This is a genomic window from Kitasatospora sp. NPDC056731, from assembly GCF_040687675.1.
GTDB lineage: Bacteria > Actinomycetota > Actinomycetes > Streptomycetales > Streptomycetaceae > Kitasatospora.
This window is the reverse complement of the sequence record NZ_JBFBNR010000011.1, coordinates 15,832-34,062: the sequence shown is the minus strand read 5'-3', so window position 1 is coordinate 34,062 and position 18,231 is coordinate 15,832. Positions and strand designations below refer to the sequence as shown.

20 protein-coding genes are annotated in these 18,231 nt (G+C 73.2%); 9 read left to right on the top strand and 11 right to left on the bottom strand.

Annotation, left to right across the window (positions count from 1 at the left end; translation table 11 throughout):
- Positions 1-39 precede the first annotated feature (39 nt).
- The 3 genes from AB0R04_RS13690 to AB0R04_RS13680 all read right to left on the bottom strand — a co-directional run bounded on the left by AB0R04_RS13690 (position 40) and on the right by AB0R04_RS13680 (position 3,422).
- Positions 40-762 carry a heparin lyase I family protein gene (locus AB0R04_RS13690; RefSeq protein WP_363370768.1) on the bottom strand — a complete coding sequence of 241 codons (723 nt, stop codon included), beginning with the start codon at positions 760-762 and terminating at the stop codon, positions 40-42.
- A 163-nt stretch (positions 763-925) separates the two neighbouring features.
- On the bottom strand, positions 926-2,338 hold the full coding sequence (locus AB0R04_RS13685; RefSeq protein ID WP_363370766.1) for a solute carrier family 23 protein: 1,413 nt from the start codon (positions 2,336-2,338) through the stop codon (positions 926-928).
- 130 nt (positions 2,339-2,468) lie between these two features.
- Positions 2,469-3,422 carry a helix-turn-helix transcriptional regulator gene (locus AB0R04_RS13680; protein ID WP_363370764.1) on the bottom strand — a complete coding sequence of 318 codons (954 nt, stop codon included), beginning with the start codon at positions 3,420-3,422 and terminating at the stop codon, positions 2,469-2,471.
- Between the two features lie 192 nt (positions 3,423-3,614).
- Here AB0R04_RS13680 and AB0R04_RS13675 point away from each other — a divergent pair, with 192 nt between their 5' ends.
- From AB0R04_RS13675 to AB0R04_RS13660, 4 genes are all read left to right on the top strand, one after another.
- Complete coding sequence (locus tag AB0R04_RS13675; protein ID WP_363370761.1) at positions 3,615-4,334, top strand: G1 family glutamic endopeptidase; 720 nt, start codon at positions 3,615-3,617, stop codon at positions 4,332-4,334.
- 165 nt (positions 4,335-4,499) lie between these two features.
- On the top strand, positions 4,500-5,150 hold the full coding sequence (locus AB0R04_RS13670; protein WP_063350352.1) for a TetR family transcriptional regulator: 651 nt from the start codon (positions 4,500-4,502) through the stop codon (positions 5,148-5,150).
- 44 nt (positions 5,151-5,194) lie between these two features.
- A complete protein-coding gene (locus AB0R04_RS13665; RefSeq protein WP_363370758.1) occupies positions 5,195-5,962 on the top strand; it encodes an SDR family NAD(P)-dependent oxidoreductase in 768 nt (255 codons plus the stop codon).
- 91 nt (positions 5,963-6,053) lie between these two features.
- Positions 6,054-7,094: an NAD(P)-dependent alcohol dehydrogenase gene (locus AB0R04_RS13660; protein ID WP_363370755.1), complete on the top strand. Its 1,041-nt coding sequence runs from the start codon at positions 6,054-6,056 to the stop codon at positions 7,092-7,094.
- Between the two features lie 94 nt (positions 7,095-7,188).
- Here AB0R04_RS13660 and AB0R04_RS13655 read toward each other — a convergent pair whose 3' ends face one another.
- Positions 7,189-7,779, bottom strand: a complete 591-nt coding sequence (locus AB0R04_RS13655; protein ID WP_363370754.1) for a lytic polysaccharide monooxygenase — start codon at positions 7,777-7,779, stop codon at positions 7,189-7,191.
- 176 nt (positions 7,780-7,955) lie between these two features.
- Complete coding sequence (locus AB0R04_RS13650; protein ID WP_363370752.1) at positions 7,956-8,987, bottom strand: medium chain dehydrogenase/reductase family protein; 1,032 nt, start codon at positions 8,985-8,987, stop codon at positions 7,956-7,958.
- A 133-nt stretch (positions 8,988-9,120) separates the two neighbouring features.
- Here AB0R04_RS13650 and AB0R04_RS13645 point away from each other — a divergent pair, with 133 nt between their 5' ends.
- The gene (locus AB0R04_RS13645) at positions 9,121-9,804 is read left to right on the top strand and encodes a TetR/AcrR family transcriptional regulator (protein ID WP_363370750.1); all 684 of its coding nucleotides are present in this window, start codon (positions 9,121-9,123) and stop codon (positions 9,802-9,804) included.
- 71 nt (positions 9,805-9,875) lie between these two features.
- On the opposite strand, the gene AB0R04_RS13640 is transcribed toward AB0R04_RS13645, so the two are convergent.
- Together AB0R04_RS13640 and AB0R04_RS13635 are read right to left on the bottom strand one after the other, a co-directional pair.
- A complete protein-coding gene (locus AB0R04_RS13640; protein ID WP_063350358.1) occupies positions 9,876-10,238 on the bottom strand; it encodes a hypothetical protein in 363 nt (120 codons plus the stop codon).
- Between the two features lie 179 nt (positions 10,239-10,417).
- Positions 10,418-10,645, bottom strand: coding sequence for a hypothetical protein (locus tag AB0R04_RS13635; protein ID WP_063350359.1), 228 nt, complete (start codon positions 10,643-10,645; stop codon positions 10,418-10,420).
- A 437-nt stretch (positions 10,646-11,082) separates the two neighbouring features.
- Here AB0R04_RS13635 and AB0R04_RS13630 point away from each other — a divergent pair, with 437 nt between their 5' ends.
- Together AB0R04_RS13630 and AB0R04_RS13625 are read left to right on the top strand one after the other, a co-directional pair.
- Complete coding sequence (locus AB0R04_RS13630) at positions 11,083-11,286, top strand: cold-shock protein (RefSeq protein ID WP_063350360.1); 204 nt, start codon at positions 11,083-11,085, stop codon at positions 11,284-11,286.
- A 353-nt stretch (positions 11,287-11,639) separates the two neighbouring features.
- A complete protein-coding gene (locus AB0R04_RS13625) occupies positions 11,640-13,082 on the top strand; it encodes a DEAD/DEAH box helicase (protein WP_363370747.1) in 1,443 nt (480 codons plus the stop codon).
- Between the two features lie 267 nt (positions 13,083-13,349).
- On the opposite strand, the gene AB0R04_RS13620 is transcribed toward AB0R04_RS13625, so the two are convergent.
- The 3 genes from AB0R04_RS13620 to AB0R04_RS13610 form a co-directional block, all read right to left on the bottom strand.
- Complete coding sequence (locus AB0R04_RS13620) at positions 13,350-13,760, bottom strand: hypothetical protein (RefSeq protein ID WP_363370745.1); 411 nt, start codon at positions 13,758-13,760, stop codon at positions 13,350-13,352.
- A 195-nt stretch (positions 13,761-13,955) separates the two neighbouring features.
- Positions 13,956-14,885: a glutaminase gene (locus AB0R04_RS13615; protein ID WP_350884044.1), complete on the bottom strand. Its 930-nt coding sequence runs from the start codon at positions 14,883-14,885 to the stop codon at positions 13,956-13,958.
- A gap of 176 nt (positions 14,886-15,061) precedes the next feature.
- Entirely contained in the window at positions 15,062-15,763 is a 702-nt protein-coding gene (locus tag AB0R04_RS13610) for a DUF3152 domain-containing protein (protein WP_363370742.1), read from the bottom strand.
- Positions 15,764-16,217: 454 nt separating this feature from the next.
- Between AB0R04_RS13610 and AB0R04_RS13605 the strand changes: the two genes are divergently transcribed.
- On the top strand, positions 16,218-16,433 hold the full coding sequence (locus AB0R04_RS13605) for a heavy-metal-associated domain-containing protein (protein ID WP_063350365.1): 216 nt from the start codon (positions 16,218-16,220) through the stop codon (positions 16,431-16,433).
- Positions 16,434-16,528: 95 nt separating this feature from the next.
- On the opposite strand, the gene AB0R04_RS13600 is transcribed toward AB0R04_RS13605, so the two are convergent.
- Positions 16,529-17,065 carry a DinB family protein gene (locus tag AB0R04_RS13600; protein ID WP_363370740.1) on the bottom strand — a complete coding sequence of 179 codons (537 nt, stop codon included), beginning with the start codon at positions 17,063-17,065 and terminating at the stop codon, positions 16,529-16,531.
- Positions 17,066-17,164: 99 nt separating this feature from the next.
- Between AB0R04_RS13600 and AB0R04_RS13595 the strand changes: the two genes are divergently transcribed.
- Complete coding sequence (locus tag AB0R04_RS13595; RefSeq protein WP_363370738.1) at positions 17,165-18,139, top strand: YafY family protein; 975 nt, start codon at positions 17,165-17,167, stop codon at positions 18,137-18,139.
- Positions 18,140-18,231: the final 92 nt, after the last annotated feature.

Below are 18,231 nucleotides of genomic sequence, written 5' to 3'. Positions count from 1 at the left end.
GCAGGCCCGGACCGCTCACCGGTCCGGGCCCGCGCGTCGTCACGAGCCGGCGGTGGCCGCCTCCAGCGTGGTGGCCATCACCGGGCTGGTGAAGGTGTTCGTCGCATCCCCCGTGGAGGGGTGGTAGGAGCCCCACTTGAGGTAGTTGCGGTCGCCGTCCCAGGTGGTGCCCTTGAAGGTGCCCGAGCCGGTGGTGAAGGTCTGCTTCACGCCGTCGAACCAGAAGTCGATGGTGCCGTCGGTGCGGCCCAGGCGGATCTTCAGCGCGTACGAGTGCCACGTGTTGTTGGCCGTCTGCGCGGTCCACAGGGAGTGCGCGACGTGGTCGGTGTCCCACTCCTGGAGGCGGACGCGCCCGTTGACGATGTCGATCTCGATCGGGTGGTTGGCCGTGCCGGTGCTCGGCGAGCACTTGAGCTGGAAGACGTACCGGCTGTTGGTGTCCTTGATGTCCACCTTGGACGACCAGCCGAGGTAGAAGGTGTCGCCCTCCTTCAGGTCCGGGCTGAGCGTCTCGCAGCGCTCCTCGCCGGCGGCCTGGAAGGCCCGCCACACGCTGCCCTTGACGGAGTCCTTGACGACGCCGAAGTTGCCGGCCGCGCACTGGACCGCCTTGAACGAGGACGGGCCGGTGCTGGTGCTCGGCGTCCACAGGACCTTGCCCGCGTCGGCGGCGGAGGCCTGGCCGCCGCAGGTGAGCGCGAACGTGGCGAGGGCGGCGGCCGCGGCGGCGGTCTTGCGGCGCTGGGTCAGAAGGGACATGCCTCTCCCGGGGGGATGAGTGGCGCGGGGCGGGGGACGGGTGTACGCGGCGATTCGACCACCGCCCGGCCCGTCCGGCCAGACGGAACGGCCGACGGAAGAGCCTTTTCGGACACTTCCGCCGGCCGTCCTGTCGACCTGAACCCGAACCCGGGCCCGTCCGTTACGGGTTGCGCGGCCCCTCGGTACCCTCAGCACCCTCGGAGCCCTCGTCGTAGGAGGAGGTGCCCTCGTCCAGCAGCGGCTCCTGCGTCTTGAGGTGCGCGGGGGCCAGCGCCCGCAGCGTGTGGTAGCCGGTGATGACGACCAGGGTGCCCAGCGCGATGCCGCTGAGGCTGAAGGTGTCGGTGAACTTCAGGGTGACGTTGCCGATGCCGATGATGATGCCCGCGGCGGCCGGCACCAGGTTCAGCGGGTTGCGCAGGTCCACCTTGGACTTGATCCAGATCTGCGCGCCGAGCAGGCCGATCATGCCGTACAGGATGACGGTGATGCCGCCGAGCACCCCGCCGGGGATCGCGGCCACGACGGCGCCGAACTTGGGGCAGACGCCGAACAGCAGTGCGAAGAAGGCCGCGGCCCAGTAGGCGGCGGTGGAGTAGACCCGGGTGGCGGCCATGACGCCGATGTTCTCGGAGTAGGTGGTGTTCGGCGGGCCGCCGAGCGCGGTGGAGAGCATGGAGCCGACGCCGTCGGCGGAGATCGCGACGCCGAGCTTGTCGTCCAGCGTCTGGCCGGTCATCTCGCCCACGGCCTTGACGTGCCCGGCGTTCTCCGCGACGAGCGCGATCACCACGGGCAGGGCGACCAGGATCGCGGACCACTGGAAGGAGGGGCCGTGGAAGTCGGGCAGGCCGATCCAGTCCGCCTTGCCGACGCCCGACAGGTCCAGGCGCCAGTGGTCGGTGAGGTGGCCGCCCGCGTCCACCGAGTGGATCTTGCCGAAGACCCGGTCGAACAGCCAGGAGATCCCGTACCCGAAGAGCAGCCCGAGGAAGATCGCCACGCGCGACCAGAAGCCCCGCAGGCACACCACGGCCAGACCGGTGAACAGCATCACCAGCAGCGCCGTCCACTGGTCCTGCGGCCAGTAGGTCGACGCGGTGACGGGGGCGAGGTTGAAGCCGATCAGCATGACGACCGCGCCGGTCACGATCGGCGGCATCGCCGCGTGGATGATCCGCGCCCCGAACCGCTGGACCGCGAGGCCCACCAGGAACAGTGCCGCGCCCACCACGAACACCGCACCGGTCACGGTCGCGCTGGTGCCGCCCTGCGCCCGGATCACCGCGGCCACGCCCACGAAGGACAGCGAGCAGCCGAGGTAGCTGGGCACCCGGCCGCGGGTGGCCAGCAGGAAGATGATCGTCGAGACGCCGGACATCATGATCGCCAGGTTGGGGTTGAGCCCCATCAGCACGGGCGCCACGAAGCTCGCGCCGAACATGGCCACCACGTGCTGGGCGCCGAGCCCTGCCGTGCGGGGCCAGGAGAGCCGTTCGTCGGGGCGGACGACCGCCCCCGGCGCGGGCGTACGCCCGTCACCGTGCAGCTTCCAGCGCACGCCGAGATCCATGGTGGGGGTTCGCTTTCTCTGTACTTCCGGTGAACTGTCCGCACCATTCTCCCGGTCGCCGGGCCTGCCGCGCGCACCCGGCCCGGCCTTGACCTGCGCACTCGCGCGGCCCGGGGGCGGCGCAGCCGGCTCACAGCAGCTCGGCCCGGGCGGCCTGGATGCCCGCCTGGAACCGGGTCCGGGCCCCGAAGCGGTCCATCAGCTCCCGCACCCAGCGCTGCACCGTCCGGGTGGACACCCCCAGCTGGCGGGCGATCGACTCGTCGGTGAGCCCCGCCGCGAGCAGCGGGAGCAGTTGGCGGTGCCGGTCCTCCGGATTCTCCTCCGGCAGGGCGGGCAGCCGCATCGCCTGCGCCCAGTACAGCTCGAACAGTCCGGCGAGCGCGTCCAGCAGGGTGGAGGGCCGGATCAGCAGCACGCTCTGCAGCTCGGTGCCCGCGCTGACCGGCAGCAGCGCCCAGCGGTCGTCCAACAGCGCCAGCTTCAGCGGCAGTTCGGTGTGCACCCGGGCCTGCTCCCCGGCCGTGGCGAAGGAGTGGATCTCCGCCAGGCGCTCCGGATCGCGCAGCACCCGGCTGTGGTACACCACCCTGGTCGTCACCCCCCGTGCCAGCAGGGCCAGTTCGGTCTGCGGATCGCTGCGCCGGATGTATGGGGGCCGGTCCAGGACCCGCAGCCGCTCGCGCACCCCGAACTGGAGGGTGCGCCACAGCTCGGCGACCGATCTGCGCCCGCAGATCACCTCGACCGGCGCGTCGGACCCGGTGCCGTCCCGGCCCTGCCGGTAGGTGCGCATCAGCTCGCCCATCCGGCCCCGGGCGCGCCGCAGTTCGACCTCGCGCCGCAGCAGTAGCTCCTCCACCGCCACGTCGGGCGGCACCGCCGCCCAGGCCCCGGCCGCGCAGGCCTCCACCAGCCCCTGCGCGGCCAGCGAGACCAGCGCCGCGAGCACGATCGAGGCCTGGAGGTTCAGCTGGGCGGCCAGCCACTGCGGGTCGGCGGCCTGGACGCCGAGCAGCCGCAGGTAGAGCTGTTCCTCGACCGTGCCGAGGCCGAGTCCGGCGAGCATGCCCGTCCCCGACACTGCGCCCTCCTCGTCCTGCACCGCCAGTGGACGAGCCGACTGTGCGCCACTCGGTGCCCGAAATCAAGGGATTGATCGGTCGACATGTTCCCGCCATGTCGGGTTCCTGCCCACGCGGCTCCCTTCCCGGCCCGCCCGCGGCGCCCGCAAGCTGGGCGGCACCCCCTCAACCCCCAGTGAAGGAGCCCCCCCATGGCCCTTTCCCGCACCGGCCGGCTCGTGCTCGCCGCCCTGCTGGCCCTCCCGGCCGCCGCGGCCGCGACCCCCGCGACGGCCGCCCCCGCCGCCCCCGCCACCCACGCCGCCGCGCACGGCTACGGCGCCGCGCACCGCTTCGGCCACGGCGCCCGCTACGACGGCGGAGTCTGGGGCGGCTACGTCGCCCAGGGCAGCGGCTTCCAGAGCGTCTCCGGCTCCTGGACCATGCCCGCCGTGCAGTGCAACACCGCCAACGACCTGTTCGCCCCCTGGGTCGGCATCGACGGCTACGGCTCGCAGACCGTCGAGCAGACCGGTGTCCAGGCCGACTGCTCCAGCGGCTCCCCGGTCTACTCGGCCTGGTACGAGATGTACCCGGCCCCGCCGCAGTACTTCAGCGACCCGGTGGACGCCGGTGACAGCTTCACCGCCTCGGTGGTCAACAGCGGCGGTTCCAGCTACGCCCTGCAGATCACCGACAACACCAAGGGCTGGACCGAGACCACCACCCAGCAGCTCGACGGCCAGAACGTCAGCGCCGAGGCCGTGATCGAGTCCCCGAGCCAGAGCTACCCCTCCTTCAGCCGCCTGGACTTCTCCGGCGTCACGGTCAACGGCCAGGTCTTCGACGGCTACTCCCCGCAGGCCATCGACAGCGGCCCCTACACCGAGACCCCGCTCAGCAACGGCTCCTTCGCGATAGTCCCCGCCTGACCCGCCCGGCCTGATCCGGCCGCCTGATCCGTCGGCCTGACCCGTTCCACTCGACCCGCCTGTGAGCCCGCCCCGGCCCCCACCTTCCCGCGGGGGCCGGGGCGGGTTCGTGTCCCAGAGGGACTCATGTCCCAATGGGACATTTCCGGGTGTACGGTGGCTCCCGTGACCACCGAGAAGGCCGAGCACACCACCGAGGGACGGCGTGACCGCAAGGCGCGCCGCACCCGCGAGTCACTGGCCGCCGCCGCCCTCCAGCTGGTGCTGGACCGCGGCCTGGCCGCCGTCTCCGTCGAGGACGTCACCGACCGGGCCGACGTCTCCCGCCGCACCTTCAGCCGGTACTTCGCCTCCCGCGAGGACGCCGTGCTGGACTGCCTGCGCGCCGACTTCGGCCGGATCAACGCGGCGCTGGCGGCCCGCCCCGCCGCCGAGACCCCGGTGGCCGCCTACCGCGCGGCGCTGCGGATCTGGCTGGGCGACGAGCGGGACCCGGCCTGGCACCGGCGCCCCGGTGTGCGGGAGCTGTTCGGCCTGATCGCCGCCGAGCCCTCGCTGACCGCCGCCTACCGGCGGATCTGCGTCGACGAGGAGGAGGCCTCCATCCGGATCGCCGCCGCCCGCCTCGGCCTGGACGCGGAGTACGACCTGCGCCCGGCCGTCGCCGTCGGCCTCGGCGTGGCGGCCCTCCAGGCCGCCTCCCGCGCCTGGGTCCGCCACCCCGTCGGCGCCGACGAGCCGGATCTGCCCGACCTCGTGGAACGGGCCTTCGACCTGCTCGCCGCCGAACCGCCCCCCGACGGCCCGGCGGCCTGAACCACCGCGCCCACCCGGCGCACCCGCACGAAAGGACGTACGCCATGACCGGCACCGACCACCCCCAGGAGTTCACCGGCAAGGCCGCACTGGTCACCGGTGGCGCCTCCGGCATCGGCCTCGCCGTGGCCCGCCGCCTGGCGGCCGGCGGCGCGGCCGTCGCCCTCGCCGACTTCGACCTGGAGGGCGCCCGCAAGGCCGCCGCCGAACTGGAGGCCACCGGCGCCCGGGCCCTGGCGATCGGGACGGACGTCACCGACCCGGAGTCGGTGCGGGCCGCCGTCCAGGCCGCCGTGGACGGCCTCGGCGCCCTGCACCTGGCCGTCAACAACGCCGGCATCAGCGGCGCGAAGGCCCCCACCGGCGCGTACAAGCCCGAGCAGTGGCGCCGGGTCCTGGCCACCAACCTCGACGGCGTCTTCTACTCGCTGCGCTACGAGATCCCCGCCATCCTGGCGGCCGGCGGCGGCGCCGTCGTCAACATGGCCTCGATCCTGGGCACCAACGGCTTCGCCGGCTCGCCCGCCTACGCCGCCGCCAAGCACGGCGTGGTCGGCCTGACCAAGACCGCCGCCCTGGAGTACGCCGCGCAGGGCGTGCGGATCAACGCTGTCGGCCCGGGCTTCATCGACACCCCACTGCTGAGCGCGGCCGACGAGGAGGCCCGTCAGGCGCTGGTCGCCCTGCACCCGGCCGGCCGGCTCGGCCGCGCCGAGGAGGTCGCCGAACTGACCGCCTTCCTGCTCTCCGACCGGGCCTCCTTCATCCACGGCAGCTACCACCTGGTCGACGGCGCCTACGCGGCCCGCTGACCGGCCCGCTGCCCAGGCCCGTCCGGTAGCCGGGGCAGTGCAACCGGGGGGACAGTCAAGTCCGGGGGCAGAGAGAGGGAGTCCGAAACCCATGAAGGCAGTCCAGTACCGCAGCGTCGGCGCCGCCCCCGAGGTGGTCACCGTCCCCGATCCGGAGCCCGGCCCCGGCCAGGTCCTGCTCAAGGTCACCGCGGCGGGGGTGTGCCACTCCGACATCGCCGTGATGAGCATGCCCGCCGAGCGGCTCACCTTCCCCCTGCCGCTCACCCTCGGGCACGAGGGCGTCGGCACCGTGGCCGCGCTCGGCGCGGGCGTGACCGGCCTGGCCGAGGGCGAACCCGTCGCCGTCTACGGGCCGTGGGGCTGCGGCAACTGCGTCAAGTGCGCGGAGGGCAAGGAGAACTACTGCCTGCGCGCCGCCGAACTGGGCATCCGCCCGCCCGGCCTGGGCGCCCCCGGGGCGATGGCCGAGTACATGGTGGTGGACAGCCCCCGGCACCTGGTGCCGCTCGGCGGCCTCGACCCGGTCCGGGCCGTGCCGCTCACGGACGCCGGCCTGACCCCGTACCACGCCATCAAGCGCTCGCTCGGCAAGCTGGCGCCCGGCAGCACCGCCGTGGTGATCGGCACCGGCGGCCTGGGCCACGTCGCGATCCAGCTGCTGCGCGCGATGACCGCGGCCCGGGTGATCGCCCTGGACGTGACGGAGGAGAAGCTCGCGCTGGCCCGCAGCGTCGGCGCGCACGAGACGGTCCGCTCCGACGCCTCCGCGCCCGCCCGGGTGCGCGAACTCACCGGCGGCGTCGGCGCCCAGGTGGTGCTGGACTTCGTCGGCGCCCCGCCCACGGCGGCCGCGGCCGGCGCGATGGTGGCGGTGGAGGGCGACGTGACGATCGTCGGCCTCGGCGGCGGCACCCTGGCCGTCGGCTTCGGCGCCCTGCCGTACGAGGTCTCGGTGGCCTCCCCGTACTGGGGCACCCGCGCCGAGCTGATCGAGGTCCTCGACCTCGCCCGGGCCGGCGCGGTGGACGTGCACGTCGAGACCTACGGGATCGACGAGGCGCCGCTCGCCTACGAGCGCCTGCACAGCGGCCGGATCAACGGGCGCGCCGTCATCCTCCCCAACGGCTGACGGCTGACGGCTGACGGCTGGGGCCCCGGTCCCGCCGGCCCCGACGAGGGGCGGCGGGACCGGGGCCGTCAGCACGGTGCCGTGGTCAGGACCGTCAGAACTGGACGTCGGTGCAGGAGTAGAAGGCGTTTCCGGTGTCGGCGACGTCCCAGACCGCCACCACCACCTGGTGCCCGGTACGACCGCTGGGGAGGGTCGCGGTGTGGGTGGTGGTGGCGGCGGGCTGGCGGCCGTTGTAGGGGACGGTCAGGAAGGGGGTGAGGTCCAGGCTGCCCCGGGTGATCGGCTGGCTCGCGTCGTAACCGGGCTTGGTGAGGTAGTACCTGAAGTTCGTGGTGGAGTGCCGGGCCTCGATGTACCAGGTGAAGGTGAGCTGCTGGCCCGCCGTCACCCGGGTGGTCGGCCAGGTGCCGTTGCGCGGGTCGTCCAGCGGGGCCCAACGGGCGTCCCCGCCGGCGCAGATGGTGCCGTCGGCCGGGCCCCGGCCGGGGAAGCCCTTCAGGCCCTCGACGCTCTGCGGTTCCCACTGGATGTCGCCGCAGTCCCAGGGCACCCCGCCCGCTCCGCAGAGCGCGGACCGGCTGGGCGGCAGGTTGATGTAGCCGTGCGACTGGGCGGGCAGGGCCAGCACGAGCGGGAGCGCGATCGCGGCTGCGGCCGCGCCGGCGAGATGACGTTTGCGCATGGTGCTCCTCCGTGGGGGTGGATGGAGTGTGCGCCCGACGTAGGGCGCGCGCGTGGGGGCGCGGCCGAAGATCGTGGCATGCCTGCGTCAGGTCGGTGCTGACACCGTAGAAGCCCCCGTCCGGGCCGTCAATGGTCTGAACCATTGCCGTGCCCCGCGCCCTCGCGCCCCGCAGGTCAGGGAATCAGGACGATCTTGCCGCTGACGGTCCCGGACTCCGCCAGCCGCAGGGCCTCGGCCGCCCGGGTGAGCGGGAGCCGGGCGGCGATCCGGGCGGTGACGTCACCGCGGGCGACGGCGGCGAACACCTGGGCGAGGTCGGACCGGAGGCGGGCGCGGAAGCGGTCCCGGCCGAGGGCGCGGCCGGCCCAGATGTTGTAGAAGTGGGCGCGGCGGCCGTTGGGCAGGGTGTTCCAGAGCCAGGTGCGGGCGAGGATCTTCAGCACCGGCCACTGCTTGGAGCCGGTGTCGTCGCGGGTGGAGGCGCTGCCGTAGGCGACGAGCGTGCCGCCGGGGGCGAGCAGGTGCCAGGAGTCGATCACGCTGCGCCCGCCGACGTGGTCGAACGCGGCGTCCACCCCGCCGGGCGCCAGCTCCCGGACCCGGGCCGCCACGTCCTCCGTGCGGTAGTCGACCGGGGTCACGCCGAGCTCCCGCAGGGCGTCGTGGTGCCGCGCGGACGCCGTGCCGATCACCTGCACGCCGGCCGCGCGTGCCAGCTGGACCAGGACGGAGCCCACCCCGCCGGAGGCACCGTGCACCAGGATCCGCTGCCCGGCGCGCACCCGTGCCCGGCGGTGCAGCAGCTGCCAGGCCGTGATGCCGTTGACCACCACGGTCTCCGCCTCGGCCGCGGTGAGGCCGTCCGGGACGGGCACGGCGTCGGCGGCGTCGACCGCCACGTGGCTGGCCCACCCGCCGACCTTCATCAGGGTGGCCACCCGCTGCCCGGCCAGCCCCGGGTCGACGCCCTCGCCGGTGGCCAGCACCCGGCCGACCAGGTCGTAGCCGGGGACGAACGGGAACGGCGGCTGGTCGTAGTACCGGCCGCGGCGCATCTGCTGCTCGGCGAACGAGACGCCGCTCGCCTCCATGGCGATCAGGACCTGCCCCCGGCCGGCCTGCGGCACGGCTCCGTGCCGGATCTCCAGGCCCTCCGGCGCCACGATGCCCGGCAGTACGACCTGGACGAGGCGTTCGGTCTCCATGACGCGCTCCTTCTCGATAGGCGTTATTGCTTTCGTTAGAAGTTATAACGAGAGACGTCGGTGAGAGTCAAGAGGGGGAGTGATAGCCTCTAACGAGATGGTGATGTCGTCGTCGTGAGGTCTGGAGGCGGCCATGGGCGCGTCGGATGTGAGGACTCCCCGGGAGCGCTACCGCGCCCAGGTGCAGGAGGAGATCAAGGAGCGCGCCTGGGAGCAGATCGCCACCGCCGGGGCCTCCGCGCTGTCCCTCAACGCCATCGCCAAGCGGATGGGCATGAGCGGCCCGGCCCTCTACCGGTACTTCGCCAGTCGCGACGAGCTGATCACCGAACTCGTCCGGGACGCCTACCGGAGCCTCGCCGACGCCTTCCAGGCCCGGGCCGCCGCGGGTGCCGACCTGGCCGGACTGGCGCAGGCCCTGCGCCGGTGGGCCCTGGACGACCCCCAGCGGTACCTGCTCGTCTACGGCACCCCCGTGCCCGGCTACCGGGCGCCCGAGGACACCACCCGGATCTCCGTCGAGATCATGGCCGTCCTGCTCGACGCCTGCACCGCCGAGCTGTCACCGGCGGAGCAGTCGCCGGCCGTGTCGCCGCCCCCGGCCGTGTCGCCGTCCCCGTTCGACGCCCACCTCGCCGAACACCGGGCCTGGGCCGGGGAGCACCCGGCCCCGCCGGCGGTCCTCCACCTCGCCCTCGCCGTCTGGACCAGGCTGCACGGCGTGCTCTCCCTCGAACTCGCCGGCCACTTCACCGGCATGGGATTCGACCCCGCCCAGCTCTACGCCGCCGAGCTCCGCTCGCTCACCGGCCGCTGACGGCGCGGCGCAGGCCCGTGTTCACGGACAGGGCCCCGGGCGGCCGTGTGGCGCCCGGGGCCCGTCGGAGGTCAGGCGTCGGAGTAGCTGAGGTCACCCACCGTCCAACTGCTCACGTCCTCGATGGCGATCCGGTACATGCCGCCGGTGTGGGGCAGTCCGAAGTCGCCCTGGAGGATCCGCGCCCGGTGCAGGTGCAGGTGCGTCGGCCGTGCGGGCACGCTGGCGGAGGGCGGGGAGAAGAGGGCGGCGAACGGCTTCAAGTGCTGTGAGGTGTGCAGGACTTCCGACACCCGCTCGAACCAGAGGGCCATCGGTGCGAGCCGGCCGGTGATGACCGCTCCGGGGACCACCACGGTCAAGGACATCTGGTTGCTGTGCTCGGACTCCACCATGGCGGCGATGTCAACGAGGAGCTCATCAGAGTTCGACATGCACCCAGACTATTGCGCCGCCGCCGGCTTCGGTGGCGGCGTGCACGGTTCGGTGCAGGCCGGGCGCGTGACCGTGCGCGCGGCCTGTCCTACGGCCTACGCACGGTCCGGCGTCCTGGGGAAGGTCTCGTGGATCTTTCCGGGGCCCGGGCCCTGGTGTCCCGGGAGGGAGCCCCGGGTCAGAGCTTCCACATCTCGGCGTACGGAGGGGTGAGTCGCTCCTGGCGGGAGCCGAAGTCGACGAGGACCGCGATGTCGCTGCCGTCCTCGACGTCGACGACCCGGCCGAGGCCGTGCTTGTCGTGGGTGACCCGGTCGCCCGCGGCGAACCGCTTGCGGGGCACCTCGGCCGGGGCTTTGAAGGGACTGGTGGGCAGGTGGCGCCGGACTGCCGGTGATTTCGTCATCCCGATCAGTATGCTCCGAAAAACCGGGGAGCGGACCCTTCCGGAGGGCCGGAACCCCGCCGGGTGACAGGGCAGGACCAGCCGGCCCCGGCTCGGCGGACCCGCCCGGCCCGAAAAATTTACCCGCCCGACCGGGCCCCGCCGCGGACCTCCCAACTGCCCTGGCGGCGCCACCCGTTGCCGATCCCGTCGGCGGGTGAGCCGCCCCCGTGGGGGAGGGGTCGGAAAGACCGGCTGCGGAACATCCACCGCGACGAGCCAGGGCCTGCTACAGTCGATTTAGTTGCAGTAGTGGTTCCCATGAACTTTGTGTGCGCCTGCTGATGTATTGCAGGCGCATTTTTTGTTTTCCGGCTCTTTCCCCGGCGGGTGCTCATCGCGGCGACTCGACGTCCGCACGGTGCGGACTTCGTACGTCTCTCGAAGGAGATTTTTTTATGGCTACTGGTACCGTGAAGTGGTTCAACGCGGAAAAGGGCTTCGGCTTCATCGAGCAGGAGGACGGCGGCGCTGACGTCTTCGCCCACTACTCGAACATCAACGCCCAGGGCTTCCGTGAGCTGCTCGAGGGCCAGAAGGTCGAGTTCGACGTCACGCAGGGCCAGAAGGGCCCGCAGGCCGAGAACATTCGCCCGCTGTAGTTCTCTGCCACGGCACTCGCCTGGTAGCGAGGGGCCCGCACCGTGCACTACGCCCGGTGCGGGCCCCTCGGCCGTTCCACCCCCGTCGCCTCCGGCCGTCCTGGCCGCCAGGCCGCCCCGGCCGTACCGGGCCCTGTGGATCCGCCTTCGGCCGTCGTCCGCCGTCCCGCGCGGGCCGTGTCGCGCCGCCTGCGCACCGGCCGCCCGCCCACCGGCGGCAGCACCGTCCATGCCTCGCCCGGCCGCACCGTCCGCGCCTCGCCCGGCACATCTCCGGCCCGTTTCTTGTCGATCTCCGCGCGCCCGCGCAGCGGAGCCGACCTCGCGACGTGCCGTCCTGAGGAAGGTTCCGTATGAACCGCTCGAACCGCCCGTCGCACCGCAGCCCGCACCGCCGTACCGGAGGCCCGAACCGGGCCCAGGGCCGTTCCTCCCAGCAGGATTTCGAACTCCCGGTCAGCACCACCCCCGCCCTGCCCGCCGTCGAGTCGTTCGACGAACTGGACATGCCCGCGGCCCTGTTGAAGACGCTGACCCGCCAGGGCGTCACCTCGCCGTTCCCCATCCAGGCCACCACGCTGCCGAACTCGCTGGCCGGCCGCGACGTGCTCGGCCGGGGCCGGACGGGCTCCGGCAAGACCATCGCCTTCGGTCTGGCCGTGCTGGCCCGCACCGCCGCCCGTGCCGCCGGCCGCAAGACCGAGCCGGGCAGCCCGCTGGCCCTGGTGCTGGTCCCCACCCGGGAGCTCGCGCAGCAGGTCACCGAGGCGCTCACCCCGTACGCGCACTCGGTGCGGCTGCGGATGGCGACCGTGGTGGGCGGGATGTCGATCGGCCGCCAGTCCCAGGTGCTGCACCGGGGCGCCGAGGTCGTCGTCGCCACCCCGGGCCGGCTGAAGGACCTGATCGAGCGCGGCCACTGCCGACTGGACGACGTCGACATCGCAGTCCTGGACGAGGCCGACCAGATGGCCGACCTCGGCTTCCTGCCGCAGGTCACCGAGCTCCTCGAACAGGTCGCCGAAGGCTGCCAGACGCTGCTGTTCTCCGCGACCCTGGACCGCAACGTCGACCGCCTCGTGCGCCGCTTCCTCAAGGACCCGGTCACCCACTCGGTGGATCCGTCGGCCGGAGCGGTGACCACCATGGAGCACCACGTGCTGCATGTGCAGAACCACGACAAGAACACCCTGATCGTCCGCATCGCGGCCCGGGACGGCGGGGTGATCATGTTCACCGACACCCGGGACCGGGCCGACGCGCTGGTCGAGGACCTGCTCGCCAACGGCGTGAAGGCCGCGGCCCTGCACGGCGGCAAGTCCCAGCCCCAGCGCACCCGGACCCTGGAGCAGTTCCGCACCGGCCAGGTCACCGCGCTGATCGCCACCAACGTCGCCGCGCGGGGGATCCACGTGGACGGCCTCGACCTGGTCGTCAACCTGGACCCGCCGGTCGACCACAAGGACTACCTCCACCGGGGCGGCCGCACCGCCCGGGCCGGCGAGTCCGGCACCGTCGTCACCCTCGTCCTGCCCAGCCAGCGCCGCCAGATGGCCCGGCTGGCGGCCACCGCCGGGATCGCCCCCACGGCCACCCGCGTCCACTCCGACGACGACGAACTCGCCCGGCTCACCGGCGCCCGCGTCCCGACCGGCATCCCCGTGACGATCCCCGACCCGGTCGTCGAGCGTCCCCGCCGCTCCGCCCGGGGCGCCGTCGGTGGTGGCCGCCGCCGCCCTGCCGGCGCTGCCGCCGCCCGTCATCCGCGCTCCGTGAAGTCCGCCGCGCGGTCCTGACCCGGTTCGCGCCGGTCCCGGTGCGAACCGGCCCGGTACGACGGCCTCGTGCTCCCCGCCCCGACGGGCGGTGGAGCACGGGGCCTCTCGCGTTCAGGCCCGGGGCGGGCCGCCTTCCTCGGCGAGGAGGAAGTCGAGGGCCGCAGGCCAGGACGAAGGTCGAACCCTGACGGGTGGGGACGTGCAGCCGTTCGGCGGGCACGGGCCAGCGGTCCAGGAGAGCGGCCCGGCCGCCGTGGGGGCGACCGGGCCGGGAGGCGGGAAGGCTCAGGAACGCTTGGGCGGCAGCACGGCCAGTGCGAGGAGGAGCACCAGGACGCCGCCACAGGCGCTCCAGAAGCCGTTCTCCAGATTGCCGATCCCGAGCGAGATCGGCTTCAGCTCCCGCCCCTTCTGGTACACCCAGAGCACGCCGGTGACCACCGCGACCACGGCGGCCAGGAGCAGGCCCGGGCGCGAACGCACCAGCAGCGCCAGCACCGCGATCGCCGCGGCGACGGCCAGCAGCAGGAACATCGACATGCCGGTCGACGTGGTGCGGGTGGGTGACATGCCCCGGAACAGGTCGGCGACCGGTACGGACCTCGGATCGCTCTTGGCGTACCAGGGTTGGAACGAACTGAGCACCAGCCCTGCCGCGCCGGCCAGGGCCAACAAGCTTGCTACGGCGGTTCGCATGGGACGGGACCCCCACTTTCCTCTTGGTCGTGTGCCTCATGGCCGGCCGATCGTCATCACGATCGGCGCCCCCGCCTGGAGCATGCCATGGACGACCGGCCGGTCGGTGCCCAACAGCCGGATCAACGCCACAAGTTAGGCGACGGACGGGTGCGGCGCGCGAGCCCTCGGAACGCCGGGGCGGCAGTCGACGGGTCAGAAGATCGAGCAGCCGGAGAGGGTGGTCAGGGCGTCCAGGGCGGTGACCGCGGCCACCGAGTTGCCGGCCTGGTCCAGCCGGGGGCCCCAGGCGCAGACCGCGGCCCGCCCGGGCAGTATGGCGAGGACGCCGCCGCCCACGCCGCTCTTGCCCGGCAGCCCGACCCGGAAGGCGAACTCGCCCGCCGCGTCGTAGGTGCCGCAGGTGAGCAGGACGGCGTTGACGCGCTTGGCCTCGCTGCGCGACATCAGCCGGGTGCCGTCGGTGCGCACCCCGTAGCGGGCCAGGAAGGAGCCGGCCAGGACCAGGTCCCGGCAGCTGGCGGACACCGCGCAGTGCGCGTAGTAGTGGTCGAGGACGGTCTCGACCGGGTTCTCCAGATTGCCGTGGCTGGCGATGAAGTGGGCCAGGGCGGCGTTGCGGTGGCCGTGCTCGGCCTCGGACGCGGCCACGACCGGATCGGTGTCGAGCAGCGGGTTGCCGGACTCCCGGCGGAGGAACTCGCGGACCGCCCCGGCGGCGTCGCCCGTCATGGTCTGCAGGCGGTCGGTCACCACGAGCGCGCCGGCGTTGATGAACGGGTTGCGCGGGATGCCGTGCTCGCTCTCCAGCTGCACCAGCGAGTTGAAGGGATTGCCGGACGGCTCCCGCCCCACCCCGCGCCAGACCGTGTCCCCGCCGTGGGCCAGGGCCAGTGCCAGGGTGAACAGCTTCGAGACGCTCTGGACGGAGAACGGCTGTTCCCAGTCCCCGACCCCGTACAGCTCGCCGTCGACGGTGGCGACCGCCATGCCGAAGGCGTCCGGGTCGACCGTGGCGAGGGCCGGGATGTAGTCGGCGACATGCCCTTGGTCGCCGGTCGCCCGCGCGGCCGCCGCCGCGGCATCCAGCAGCAGCCGGTAGTCGAGGTTCTCTCCGGCGGGCATACCGTTCAACGCTGTTCCTCCATGAGCACGATCAGGACCACGACCTGGTCCGATACAGGATTATCCGTGCTCCGGGGCGTGCGAAGGATCGCCGGTGGCGGCGTGGGGCCGCTTCACGACGGGCCGCTTTGCGACCCAAAAGGCAATCAAGTCATATTCTTGACCGGGTTCATCCGTCAGGGGGCGGAGGTGGGGGCCTGGACGGGCGGGCCGGTGAGGAGGGTGCCGGTGTCGGAGTAGGGCCAGCCGTTCGGGACGCAGCCGTGCAGGCCCTTGATCTGCTGCATCATCACCGGCGCCGGCGCGCCCGCGCCCGGGCAGTCGACGTGGCCGTTGCCGAGGACGTGGCCGACCTCGTGGTTGACGGCGAGCGCGTGGTAGAGCTCGGGCTTGCCGACGTAGAACTCCGACAGCTCCGTCCAGCGCTTGAGGTTGATGACGACCTGGTGGCCCACGCCGCAGTTCACCGTGCCGCCGGTGTCCAGGCCGTACTGGCCGCAGATCCGGTCGGTGGTCTCCGGGGTGGCCAGGTAGACGGTGAAGTCCACCGGGTCGGCGGGCATGCGCTGGAAGGACGCGGTGCCACCGGCGGCCCAGCCGTGCTGGACGTTCCCGAGGACGGCGTCGACCTCGGCGGCGAACTGCCCGGGGCTCTCGGCGATCCCGTTCTCCGCCCGCACCTTGTAGCGGTACAGGTGCTCGCCGGTGCCGAAGCGGGACGAGCCGCCGGCGGCCGTGGTGAACTCCATCGGTTTCGGCCCGTCGCCTGGGGCCCACGGGTGCCACCACAGCAGGCCGCCGGTCACGGCGCCGGCCACCACCAGGGCGAGCGCGCCGTGCCAGAGCCGCCGGCGCCGGAATCCGGTGAACTTCCTCATCGGCTGCCCCCGGTTGCGAGGCGCGCCCTCGCTCCGGTGGTCGGGTCGGGTCCGGTGGACCCGCCGGGTATGGAGGTGTGGGGCGTCGGGGTGGGCATGGCGGTGACAGGCTCCTGGGCGGGTTCGGTCGGGATCAGACGAGTCTAGGCGGCGTTCGAACAAGTTTCGGACGGGTTCAGGCGGATTCGGACGAGGTTCGGACGGGGTTCGGTCGCGGAAAGGAAGGGCGTTATGGGGAGGAACGGGCGAAAGCGGACCACCGGTTCAGCCGGTCGATGACGGCCCGTCGGTCGCGCGGCCCGATCGGTTCCCGGAACCACTCGAAGGTGCCACCCGTGCGGCGTGTCCCTCGGCGTCGGCGGCGCTTTCCGCTGTCGTGGTGCACGTTGATCACCGGCCGCGTCCGAGCGGGCCCGGCCGGGCTTCCCCACCCCACCCCACCGGAGGCACCGTCATGTCCATCACCACCGTCCTCACCGTCGACGGCATGAGCTGCGGCCACTGCGAGAAGACCGTCAGCGCCGGGCTGGCCGCCCTCCCCGGCGTCACCGAGGTCAGCGCCGACGCGCCGACCGGCCGCGTCACCGTGGCGTCCGCGCAACCGCTCGACGACGCCGTGCTCCGGGGCGCGGTCGGCGGGGCCGGTTTCACCTTCGTCGGCCGGGGCTGACCCGCCCCGGCAACCGACCGGGCGGGAGGGACGGCCCGGGGACGGTCCGGCAGATCCGCCGGACCGGCCCCGGGCGCCCGGGCCGTCCACTGGCGTCAGCCCATGCTCTTCGCGCCGTCCAGGGCCTCGCGGATGATGTCGGCGTGGCCCGCGTGCTGGGCGCTCTCGGTGACGATGTGCATCAGCACCCGGCGGGCCGACCATTCGGCGCCGGCCTCGAACCAGGGGGCCTTCGGCAGCGGCTGGGTGGCGCCCAGGTCGGGGAGGGTGGCGACCAGGTCGTCGGTGCGGCGGGCCACCTCGGCGTACTCGGCCAGGACGCCGGCCAGCGTCTCGTCGGGCAGCAGGCGGAACTCGTCGGCGCGGCGGGCGAAGTCGGCCTCGGTGAAGCTGCTGAAGTCGGGCATCGCGGACGGGCCTTCCAGGATGAAGTCCACCCAGAACCGCTCGGCCGTGCTCACGTGCTTGATCAGGCCGCCCAGGCACAGTGCGCTGACGGTGGTCCGCAGGCCGGCCTGCTCGTCGGTGAGGTCGCGGGTGGTGAAGCGCAGGAAGTGCCGCTGCTTGGCCAGGGCCGCCAGCAGGTCGGCGCGCTCGCCGGTGGCGGTGCTGTTGTTCGGGGTCGTGGTCATGGTGGTGGCCTTCCGTTCGGTTCCTGCTCCTTCGGACAAGGTCCACGCTAAACGCGATAGCGGCCACTTTCTGTCCTGAATTCCGGGATGATGGGAGTCATGGCGAACACCAGCACCCGGACGCTGCGACTGCTCTCCCTGCTCCAGACCCACCGTTACTGGCCCGGCGAGGAACTGGCCGACCGGCTCGGGGTCTCGATCCGCACACTGCGCCGCGACATCGACCGACTGCGTGAACTCGGCTACCCCGTGGAGGCGCAGCGCGGCGTCGACGGCGGCTACCAGCTCGCCGCGGGCGCCGCGCTGCCCCCGCTGGTGATCGACGACGAGGAGGCGGTCGCCCTGGCCGTGGGCCTCCAGGCCGCGGCGGAGAGCCCGGTGGAGGGCATCGCCGAGGCCTCGGTGCGGGTGCTGGCCAAGGTGGTGCAGGTGATGCCCGCCCGGCTGCGGCACCGGGTCGAGGCGCTGCGCGCGGTGACCGTACCCGTCGGCGGGGGCGCCCCGACCGGGCCGGGCGTCGACCCGGACCGGCTCACCGTGGTCGCGCTGGCCTGCCGGGACACCGAGCGGTTGCGCTTCTCCTACACCGCCGCCGACGGCCGGCACGCCGAACGGCAGGTCGAACCGCACCGGCTGGTCTGCCTGCATCGCCGCTGGTACCTGGTCGCCTACGACCTCGATCGGCAGGACTGGCGCACCTTCCGGCTCGACCGGCTGAGCGCGCCGCAGGGTGGTGGCGTCCGGTTCGGGCCCCGTTCGCTGCCCGCCGCCGACGCCGCCGAGTTCGTCCGGGCCGGTCTCAACGGCGTGCCGCGCCCGTACCGGGTGACGGCGCTGGTGGACGCCCCGGCCGCGACCGTCCGCGCACGGGTCGGTCGGTGGGGCGCCGTCGAGGAGGTCGACGCCGGGCGCTGCCACCTGGAGATGACCGCCGACTCCCTGGACTGGCCGGCCATGGCGCTCGGCTCGCTGGGCGCGGACTTCCGCGTCCTCGGCCCGCCCGAACTGCTCGACCTCGTCGGGGAGTGGGGCGCGCGGTTCTCCCGGGCCGCGCGGGGCGGCGCGGGGGAGTAGGGCGCCGGAGCCGGGCACCGGAGCAGGACGTCGGGCGGGCCGACTTCTCGTGCGGGCGTGCTGCGCGTGCGTGCGGTGCTGCGGGTGCGGTG